This is a genomic window from Dactylosporangium sp. NPDC049140 (assembly GCF_040648435.1).
The window spans coordinates 1-8,846 of the sequence record NZ_JBEZDS010000112.1; the positions used below are offsets into that span (position 1 = coordinate 1).

At 68.7% G+C, this 8,846-nt stretch carries 13 protein-coding genes; 8 read left to right on the forward strand and 5 right to left on the reverse strand.

Annotated elements, in window-relative coordinates:
- Positions 1-332: 332 nt before the first annotated feature.
- Complete coding sequence (locus AB0B76_RS58160; protein WP_360394828.1) at positions 333-593, forward strand: hypothetical protein; 261 nt, start codon at positions 333-335, stop codon at positions 591-593.
- A gap of 74 nt (positions 594-667) precedes the next feature.
- Here AB0B76_RS58160 and AB0B76_RS58165 read toward each other — a convergent pair whose 3' ends face one another.
- Positions 668-889, reverse strand: a complete 222-nt coding sequence (locus AB0B76_RS58165) for a hypothetical protein (protein WP_360394831.1) — start codon at positions 887-889, stop codon at positions 668-670.
- Complete coding sequence (locus tag AB0B76_RS58170) at positions 882-1,100, reverse strand: hypothetical protein (protein WP_360394833.1); 219 nt, start codon at positions 1,098-1,100, stop codon at positions 882-884. Before AB0B76_RS58170 ends, AB0B76_RS58165 begins: the two co-directional genes overlap by 8 nt.
- Between AB0B76_RS58170 and AB0B76_RS58175 the strand changes: the two genes are divergently transcribed.
- Both AB0B76_RS58175 and AB0B76_RS58180 read left to right on the forward strand, forming a co-directional pair.
- Entirely contained in the window at positions 1,087-1,572 is a 486-nt protein-coding gene (locus tag AB0B76_RS58175) for a DUF4429 domain-containing protein (RefSeq protein WP_360394836.1), read from the forward strand. The two genes, AB0B76_RS58170 and AB0B76_RS58175, sit on opposite strands and share 14 nt — an antisense overlap.
- 251 nt (positions 1,573-1,823) lie before the next feature.
- A complete protein-coding gene (locus tag AB0B76_RS58180; RefSeq protein ID WP_360394838.1) occupies positions 1,824-2,252 on the forward strand; it encodes a hypothetical protein in 429 nt (142 codons plus the stop codon).
- Positions 2,253-2,321: 69 nt separating this feature from the next.
- Here the strand turns inward: AB0B76_RS58180 and AB0B76_RS58185 are convergent, their stop codons facing one another.
- The 3 genes from AB0B76_RS58185 to AB0B76_RS58195 form a co-directional block, all read right to left on the reverse strand.
- A complete protein-coding gene (locus tag AB0B76_RS58185; protein WP_360394841.1) occupies positions 2,322-2,570 on the reverse strand; it encodes a hypothetical protein in 249 nt (82 codons plus the stop codon).
- Between the two features lie 124 nt (positions 2,571-2,694).
- Entirely contained in the window at positions 2,695-2,856 is a 162-nt protein-coding gene (locus AB0B76_RS58190; RefSeq protein WP_360394844.1) for a hypothetical protein, read from the reverse strand.
- Positions 2,857-2,867: 11 nt separating this feature from the next.
- Positions 2,868-4,079 carry a glycosyltransferase family 2 protein gene (locus tag AB0B76_RS58195; protein WP_360394847.1) on the reverse strand — a complete coding sequence of 404 codons (1,212 nt, stop codon included), beginning with the start codon at positions 4,077-4,079 and terminating at the stop codon, positions 2,868-2,870.
- Positions 4,080-4,494: 415 nt separating this feature from the next.
- On the opposite strand from AB0B76_RS58195, the gene AB0B76_RS58200 reads away from it, so the two are divergent.
- The 5 genes from AB0B76_RS58200 to ltrA all read left to right on the forward strand — a co-directional run.
- Positions 4,495-4,692, forward strand: a complete 198-nt coding sequence (locus AB0B76_RS58200) for a hypothetical protein (RefSeq protein WP_360394849.1) — start codon at positions 4,495-4,497, stop codon at positions 4,690-4,692.
- 519 nt (positions 4,693-5,211) lie between these two features.
- Complete coding sequence (locus AB0B76_RS58205; protein WP_360394852.1) at positions 5,212-5,907, forward strand: hypothetical protein; 696 nt, start codon at positions 5,212-5,214, stop codon at positions 5,905-5,907.
- 45 nt (positions 5,908-5,952) lie between these two features.
- Positions 5,953-6,489, forward strand: a complete 537-nt coding sequence (locus AB0B76_RS58210) for a hypothetical protein (protein WP_360394855.1) — start codon at positions 5,953-5,955, stop codon at positions 6,487-6,489.
- A 114-nt stretch (positions 6,490-6,603) separates the two neighbouring features.
- Positions 6,604-6,759, forward strand: a complete 156-nt coding sequence (locus AB0B76_RS58215) for a hypothetical protein (RefSeq protein ID WP_360394858.1) — start codon at positions 6,604-6,606, stop codon at positions 6,757-6,759.
- A 711-nt stretch (positions 6,760-7,470) separates the two neighbouring features.
- Positions 7,471-8,846: group II intron reverse transcriptase/maturase (gene ltrA / locus AB0B76_RS58220; protein ID WP_360394860.1), on the forward strand; the 1,376-nt coding region annotated here is incomplete at its 3' end.

Consider the following 8,846-nt stretch of genomic DNA (forward strand, 5'->3'; position numbering starts at 1 on the left):
CATCCATGGTGGCTGCTAGCCCTTCCGCACGTTCGACACTATAGATCACCGTCCACAAAGGACGGAAGTCCCTAGATCATTCTGTTAGGACTTGTAGAACTCCTTCGCGAACTCGACCTTTCCACGCATCTGGAGGCCTCCGTTCAGTAGCGGCGGCATCGCTCTCCGCAGCACGACATCCGCCGCCCCGGCCAGCGTTCGTTGCGCCAGATCGACCACACCGGCTTGAGTACCGACCGTTTGCCGATGGCATTCCACTCAAGATGTCGATCCAATCGGGCCGTTGCCCGCGCTGCGCGTTCAACACGCCCAACAGTTATCGGAGACCCCGGATGCCCAGCGAGAACGCGGTCGTCACCGCAGCACGCAACGCCGCCAACGCCGGCCTCATGGTGTTCCAGTGCAGGTTGTTGTGCGAAACCGACATCATGATGCAGTCGGGATATAGGTACCCGGCAGCCGCCGACGACGGCGCCTCTAAACTGCTAAGCCAGATCGTCGCTGAAGGCTGGGAGCTCGCCGGCATGGCCATCACCCCGGCACGTACGATCGGACAATTGGTCTGCATCTACGCCTTCCGCCGCAAGGTCTAGCGCTGCCGCCACGGCAAGACATCGCCGCCCCACGCCGCCCGAAGCTGACCGCGCGCTGTCGCGGAGTGCCCGGTTCAGTCCGTCCACAGCACGTCGGGGATGCCGAGCTGGACGATCTCGGCCCGCAGGTCCGCTCCGGGCCGCCGACTGATCGCACCGACGATCGTCCGGTCCGGCCGGCGCCTTACCAGCCTGGCGGTCCCGTCGCCGTACACCCACACCTGCCACCGGTAGCCGCCCTGCCCCGCGAGGTCGACCCGGCGGACGGGCAGGTCGCGCCCAGGCGTCTCACCCATCGCAGTCCTCCCGCAGTTCGATCATCACGCGGTCTGGGTCGAACGGGTCCCGCACGGTGACCATGTCGTCGGAGCCGAGCATGCCGGCGGCGTGGAGCTCGGCGATCCGCAGCGCCGCGAGGGCCTCATGCCCGCCGACGTTTCGCTTGCCTGATCGAGTGATGTCGTTCCGATGGCGTGATCGACATACTGCTGGGATGACTCCTTCCACGCAGCCGATCTCCGTCGAGGGCCACAACGGTCGCGTGCAGTTCGACGGTTTCACGATCACGATCACGCGCAAGGGATTTCGTACCCACCCGACGATCGGCAACGGCGAGCAGCAGTTCACCGTCGACGCGCTCGCCGATGTCCACTGGATGTCGGCGGGCTTCTGGCTAGAAGAAGGGTTCATCCAGTTCGAGACAGCCCGCCAGGGCAGCACCCGCTCGAGCGCCAGGTGGCAGACGAAAGCGGAAGCGGCGAGTGACGAGCACAGCGTGCTGTTCAAGGGCAAGCCGCAGGAGGCGAAGTTTGAGGAGTTGCGCCAGGCGGTGAAGCTGGCGATCGCGTACGTGCGCAGATGGCCGCAGTGGTTCGTCCCGGAATCGTCGGTGGCGCAGCTCATGAAGCTGAATCAGATGTATGAGCAGAAGTTGCTGTCCCGTGAGGAGTTCGCCAAGTTTAAGCGGCAGATCCCCTAGCCGGGCCCTTGACCTGACCGCACATCGTTATGATCGTCGATCAAGGCGTTCGCCGAAGCCCGCGGCACGTCGATCTCGGCGGTGATGCGGGACCTAATCGTCGCCGGGCTCGAGGCCCTCGACGAGGCAGAACCGGACCCAGTCACAACATTGAACCGGCATCTCGAAGCCGCCCAGCGCGCTGCGGCACATCTGACCGCAAACCGACGGCGCGACGCAGCCTGACCAGCGATTGGGAGAACGAAGTGAGCGTGGACGACGACATCTGGGGTGAGGCGGGCGTGACCTATCCCGACTGGAAAGGCACGGCGCAACTCGACGAGCGCCGCACTGTTCCGTGGGAGGGCCTCGAACAGACGGTCGGTCTCGACCGCGAGCAGTGGCAGATCCTCGGGTTCAGTATCGGCGGTGGCGAAATGGGCTATCACCTGCAGGTGGTCGCCGCGCCCCGCGACGTGTGGGACAAGGTCAAGCTCGGTGACGGTTCCGAGATCGAAGTGACGGAGCTCCTCGTCCATGATGTCGACCCGCTCGCGATCCTGCAGCAGATGACGCACATGTTCGAGCTCAAAATGCGAATCCGGTCGATTGAGGGCCACCCGATCCGCGTCCGGGCGCTCTCCGATCTTCCCGCAGAGCTGTTTGTGACGGAGCAGTTCGGACCGCAGGACGAGGGCTAGCCGCAGCCCTCCGCGATCACACCGCCACCTGGCCGGCCGCGTCCCGCCACCACCAGCTCGGCCCGACCTTCACACACGGCGCCGACGGCCGCGCATCGTCCCGGACCGCGACCAGCGGAGGCCCGGCATGAGCACCAGTACGTCCCCGAAGCGCCACCCGTATCGGCCGTCCGCGTCCGCCTTTGGGACACGCACCGGCTCCGGCACCGGGCCGGCCGAGCGCTCGGCGACCGCCGCGGTGAACACCACGATGTTCGCGGCAGCCTCACCCTCCGTGGCGCCCTCGACCGGGTCTGAGCCGGGGTTGATCGCAGACATGCAGCCTCCAGCCGTCAGGAACTCGGCGCCGATCATCCCAGGTCGCCGGGCCGCCACAGGCCCGACACGACACAGCGGGGTCTGCGCCACACCGGCGCAGACCCCGTAACCCCCTGCAAATGCTTCAGCCGCGACGGCGTCGAACGCGAGGCGCCAGGCGCAGCAGCGCCAGACCGCCAACGATCAGCGTCGCCGCCAAAACCAGCTGCCAGCCGATCGACAACCCCGTCACCGGCAGTACCGCGACACCAGCGCCGGCACCGCCCACCACAGAGCTCTCGTACATGTCCATCTCCTTCAGGCGTTAATCCATTCACGGTTTGCGCCGCGCACCGTCTTCCACGCGGCCAGCCAGTACACACCCGACCGCCACTGCTCATACACCCACTCCGGCAGCAGCAGTGCTGCGAGCAGGACGTCTCCGGGCCGGCCCTGCCGGACCGTCCACACCCGTTCAAGAACAAACAGCAGCGTCAGCGGAAGCCATCGCGGGTCGAACGGCAAACCACCCGTTGCCGCGGCGAAGACCGCCAGGAATGCCACGTACGCCGGGCCGAGGAGCGACCCGAAGTAGATACCGGCCTGCCGGAGCCAGTTCCCGGACGTTCGCCGGTTGACGCCGTACAGGCGCAACGAGTCGAGCATGCCTCGCTGCCAGCGCAGCCGCTGATCCTTCAGCGCCTTCCACGTCGGCATCGAGTCGGTCGTCGCGGTCGCCTTCGCCGGCGCCACCGGCCGATAGCCGAGCGCCTGCACCGCGAAGGTGAGCTCGATGTCCTCGGTCGCGGTGTCGCGGTGATACAGCTCGGCCGGATAGCCAGGGAGGCGGCCTTCACCGCGGGCGATCAGCACGTCCCGGATCAGCCTGACCTGGAACAGCGTGGCGACCCCGGACAGGACGAGTGCCTTGTCCATGCGTCGGGCCACCTGGCGGGCGAACCGCGCGTACTCGTTGCGTTGAAGGCGGTCGAGGAGGCTCCGGCCGTCGCGGGATGTGTGGAAGCTCGCGCATGCGGCCCCGATCGGCCGTCGCCAGCGATGCCCCCTCCGTGGTTTCGTCAGCGCCCTGATCGCGTGCTGGGTGAAGTCTGGGTGCAGGATGCTGTCGGCGTCGGTGACGAGGAGGAAGTCGTCGTCGGCGAGGTCGGGCAGCAGGTTGCGGATGGCCCAGTTGAGTGCGCCGGCCTTCTTGTGCGGGTTATGTCCAGGGTATTCGCGGACTTCTACGCCGGCTGCGGCGGCGACTGCGGCAGTGTTGTCGGTGCAGTTGTTCGGCACGACGACGATGCGGTCGATGCGCGGCGCCCATTGGCGGCGGAGGGCTTCGATGGTGGCGCCGATCGTGGCGGCTTCGTTGTAGGCGGGCACGAGGGCGACGATCCTGGCTGCCGGCCTGGCGGGCTTGCTGCGCTGCCGGGGGAAGGCTTTGACGATGACGGTGCGCTCCGGGTCTTCGAATGTCCGGGCACCGGCGATCGTCGTCGGCTTGTCGGGCGTGGTTGCGCGCACGGCTTCGCCGCCTTCCTGGAGAGTCTTGGCGGGCGGCGCCTCGACAGATCGGGCGCCGCCCGCTGGTCCGCGTCCCTGCGGCCGTCGACCCGTCACGATGGACGGCGGCGGGCTCTGCGGACGCGTGGTGCGTGACGGGTGCGGCGCCCACACTGGTGTGAGTTCGGGTGAGACGGCAACACATCGGAGAGGGGTTCCGACTGACGGGGTCGTCCGTCCGTACCAGGTCTTCCGGGGCCTCACGTAGCGATACGCAGCAATGCCGCCCAACTCGGACATTTCGATATCGGTCTGTTGCCGGACCGGTTACGGCCCGAATCGGCGACCACGTGCGGGGTCACGCCACCAGCCCATGACGGTCCGGCTACCCATCGGCCATCGTGGACCCCACCGTCACCGGCAGCAGGGAACCACCATGCCGCAGACCGCCACCATCCGCCGCGCCACCATCCGCGACGCCGCCGCCTGGGAAGGGATGACCCTCGCCGAGCTCCGCCAGTTCGTCGCCGAATGCGGCCGGGACCAGGTCGACGACAGCGCGTGCATCGTCGCCGTCGCCGGGAACCAGACGACCGCCCTGCAAGGCGTCGGGTTCTTCTCCATGAGCAGTTAGGGGCGTATGACAGCTCACCCTGTCCGCCTACCTGCAGACCAACGCAGGCCGCATCGCCGCCGACCTCAACGCCATCGTCGAGGATGCACCGGCCTCGACATAACCGACGAGCGCTGCGAATAGGCGGCGTCCGGCCACCGCGCGCCGGCACTCAAACGGCCACGAAGAATCACGCCGGTGTAACTTGGTGATCCGCGTCATGACGTCGTGACCAGGGCAGATGCCGGGCGATGGTGGATGTCAGTTCTCACTGAACTTGATTCGTTCTCACTGGAACTGGGCCTTCCTCGATCCTTCTCAGTGAATCTGATCTGAGCGCCGTGCGCTCCTGCCCGTCCAGACCCAGCCCGGGTCCGAGCCATTTTGCGCGGGGTTTGCCCGTTTGCTGGATGCCTGTCCGGGATCGCTGGCGGGAGCGTTGGGTGAGTGGTGTCGGGCGGGGAGGGTCGAGTGGCTGCTGGGCGAGGCGCGGGACAGCTGCGGCGACGGGCTGTGGCGGTGGTCGGCGCGGGTCTGTTGGTGGCGGCCGGTGTGACCGCGGCGCTGGCGAACTTCGTGGCGTGGTACACGGCGGCCGGCCTCGGTGCGCTGTCCGGGGCGGCCGGCCTGTACGGCGGCGTGCTGCTGCAGCGTCGAGCCGAGGCAGCGGCGCGTGAGGCGGCGTGGCAGGCCGCAGCGACGCCGGGCCCCGACGGGGCCGGCGACTCGCCGGACGGCGAGGGCCTGGTCGGGTTGCTGTGGCCGGGCCTGGCGTTGGTGCCGTACAGCGTGTCGCACAAGCCGGTCCTGTCGCGGGTGACGCGGTGGGTTCAGGGCCACGGCGACGTGGTCGAGGCAGTCCTGTACGTCGACGGTGCGGCCGGTTCAGGCAAAACCCGGCTACTGGTAGAGGCGGCCAGGGACGGTGCGGCGGTGTGGGGTTGGGCGCGGCCGAGGCGTGGTGTGGCGGCGGTGGAGGCGGCCGCCGGCCTCGGTGGAGCGACGGTGCTGGTGCTGGATGACGCCGAGACGCGGTCGGACGTCGCCGCAGCCTTGATGGCGTGGGCGCGGGCCGGCGCACCCGGGGTGCGGGTGGTCGTGGCCGGGCGGGTCGACGAGGTGTGGTGGTCGCGGCCGCGAGATGAGCTGCCGGCTGACGTCGTGGCGGCGTTGCCGTTCCGGGCGCAGGTGACCGTGCCGCCCTTGGTCTCGGCGGACGGCCGGTCGCAGCAGTAGATGTTCGCGCGGGCGTTGCGGTACTTCACCGCGGAGGACGCGGTCGTGCCGGACGCGGTGTGGACGCCGGTGCGGCCGCCGCCGTCGGTGGCATTGCTGCACGCCGGCGCGGCGTGGGCCGCGCATACTGCGGCGACCGGCCCGGTGCACGCCGGCACGGTGGTGGCGGAGGTGTTCGCGGTCGAGCGCGCGCGGTGGAGTGCCGCGACGGCGCGGGCCGAACTGGACCGGCTCCCGCAGGTGGCGTTCGAGCAGGCGGTGGTGCTCACGGCACTGGTCGGCGCCGCCGACCCGGAGGCGGCGCGGGCGTTGTTGTCGCGCCTGCCCGCCATGGCCTCGGCCGAGGATGCGGGCCGCTTGGCGGACTGGCTGCGTGGGCAGTACCGGCAGCACGAGCCGGACTGGCTGGCGCCGCATCTACCGGCGATCTTGCTGGAGCGCTACACTGCCGCCGTGGTGGCTGGGACACCGGCGCTGGCGGCTGCGGCCGCGGGGGCGGCCGCGGATGACCCGGTCCGGGCCGAGCGCCCTGCAGGACTATCGGGCCAACCATCCGCAGGGGCCGCTGCGCCTGATGCGTGATCTGCTTCGCCTGGCGCTGGCCGTCCGCGACGCTGAGGGCACCGCGGCGGTCGACGAGGCGTCGCTGGAGGCGCTGCCCCGCTGCCGGGCCCGGGTCGCGGCGGTGCTGCGCAGGTGCCGTTCACGATCAACCTCGCCATCGTGCTGTCCCGGGAGATCCGCATCCACCATGACCTGCCCTCGGGCCACGTCCGCGAACAAAATCTCACCGACCTTGACCGCATCCGCCGGTCATGGCGACAGCGACTGGACGCCCTGACCGGTCGCTAGCCGGTCCGCCGCGCCGTCTCCATGCAGCCGGGGACGCCAGGCGTTCGGCAGGACCTGACCACCCCGCGGCTTTGGCGCACGCCCGGACCCGCCGGTCGCGGTAGGGAATTCTTCAAGATCCAGACAGGCCAGCACGGTTCGACACGCGGCGACCTGGACCGCTCCAAAGCAGCGGATCACGTTTGGAACACTACAGGTCCACAATGGACGAAAAAACAGAGGCGGCCTACCAACGTTTCCGCAGGTAGACCGCCTCTTGATCTTGCGCGCCCGAAGGGACTCGAACCCCTAACCTTCTGATCCGGTGCGCCGTGAGGCGCTGTTGTTCGAGTGGAGGTGCAAGACCGCCACCGTCGGCCTGTCGCAGCAGGTTGAAGTAGCTGAGGGCAGCCCGACCCGGGTGATGCCGGGGAGGGTGGGAGCAGCCCTGACAAAGCCGGGACGTGTCAGCACTGCCAGATGGTGCGGGTCCGGCGAGCGAGACGAAGAGGAGTACGCGAGGAACCGGCGTCATTACGTCCCTCAATAGGTTGCCGGCTCGAACCTGGTGGATCAGGGCCGGGGGCGGTGCTTTCCCGCCGTGCGTAGTGGTGGGGAGCTTCCGGGTTGGACAGGATCGCCGGTCCGGGAGGCCATGGGGAAGGTCTGCGGCGTACCCATGGCGATGCCGCAGGGACAAAGTCGGGCTCCTCCTTCGACGAACGAGCAGCAGTGAACACGGGAACCACCCGGTCGCGGTTCCCGACGCGGTCGGCGGCCAGCCGACCGGTCGGGATAGGCGCATCGACCGCTGAACGGGCCGGGTGGGGCGGAGCCGCCGTAGTACTCGGCGCCGGGGAAAGCCCGGCACATGGGGAAGGGCGGCAGCGGTTACGCGAAGTATTGGAGGTTGTAATGCCGCAAGACGCGCCACCGAACGGCGACGCTCCACCCGAACGGGCAGTTGGCCCGCACGGGTGGGTAGCGAAGATGCAGGCCGAACTTCACCGATGGGCGGCGGCCGCTCCTGGCCGCCGGTTCGATGACCTGTTCAACCTCGTGCACGATTCGGCGACGCTGCGGCTGGCGTTCGACCGGGTCGCGGGCAACCTGGGAGCCCGCTCCCCCGGCGTCGACGGCCTCACCGTCGCGCAGGTCGAGGAGACCTTCGGGGTCCCGGGATTCCTGGACGACCTGCGTGCCCACCTGAAGGCGGGCACGTTCCGGCCGCTGCCGGTGCGGGAACGCAAGATCCCGAAGCCGGGCGGGTCGGGCAAGGTCCGTCGCCTCGGCATCCCGACGGTGGCGGACCGGGTCGTGCAGGCGGCGTTGAAGCTGGTGCTGGAGCCGATCTTCGAGGCCGACTTCCAGCCGGTCTCCTACGGGTTCCGGCCCAAGCGGCGGGCGCAGGACGCGATTGCCGACATCCACCTCTACGGCACCAACGGGTACCGATGGGTGCTCGACGCGGACATCGAAGCGTGCTTCGACTCCATCGACCACACGGCGTTGATGGACCGCGTCCGGGCAAGGATCAAGGACAAACGCGTGCTCGCGCTGGTGAAAGCGTTCCTCAAGGCCGGGATCCTCACCGAACTCGGTGAGCGGCAGGACACGCACACCGGCACGCCGCAGGGCGGCATCCTGTCGCCGCTGCTGGCCAACATCGCACTGTCGGTGCTCGATGAGCATCTGATGGCGCCGTGGAAGCCGGGCGGGACGATGTCCACCAGCGCACGCCGCAACTACCGGCGCGGCAAGGGGTTGCCGACGTGGCGGCTGGTCCGCTACGCCGACGACTTCGTGGTCCTCGTGCACGGCACCGAGGACCACGTGCAGGCGCTGCGCGAGGACGTCGCGAACGTGCTCGCGCCGCTCGGTCTGCGGCTGTCACCGGCCAAGACCACGGTGGTGCACATGAGCGACGGGTTCGACTTCCTGGGGTTCCACATCCGGTGGCGCCGCAAGCGAGGATCGAACAAGTGGCATGTCTACACGTTCATCGCTCAACGGCCGATCCGGTCGCTGAAGGCGAAGATCCGGGCACTGACCCACAGGACATCACAGCAGGACCTCCGGTCCGTGCTGACCAGGTTGAACCAGGTCAC

Coding starts and splice junctions, on each gene's coding strand:
- AB0B76_RS58165 (WP_360394831.1), bottom strand. CDS start 889: ATGGGTGAGACGCCTGGGCGCGACCTGCCCGTCCGCCGGGTCGACCTC.
- AB0B76_RS58160 (WP_360394828.1), top strand. CDS start 333: ATGCCCAGCGAGAACGCGGTCGTCACCGCAGCACGCAACGCCGCCAAC.
- AB0B76_RS58200 (WP_360394849.1), top strand. CDS start 4,495: ATGCCGCAGACCGCCACCATCCGCCGCGCCACCATCCGCGACGCCGCC.
- AB0B76_RS58175 (WP_360394836.1), top strand. CDS start 1,087: ATGACTCCTTCCACGCAGCCGATCTCCGTCGAGGGCCACAACGGTCGC.
- AB0B76_RS58185 (WP_360394841.1), bottom strand. CDS start 2,570: ATGTCTGCGATCAACCCCGGCTCAGACCCGGTCGAGGGCGCCACGGAG.
- AB0B76_RS58190 (WP_360394844.1), bottom strand. CDS start 2,856: ATGTACGAGAGCTCTGTGGTGGGCGGTGCCGGCGCTGGTGTCGCGGTA.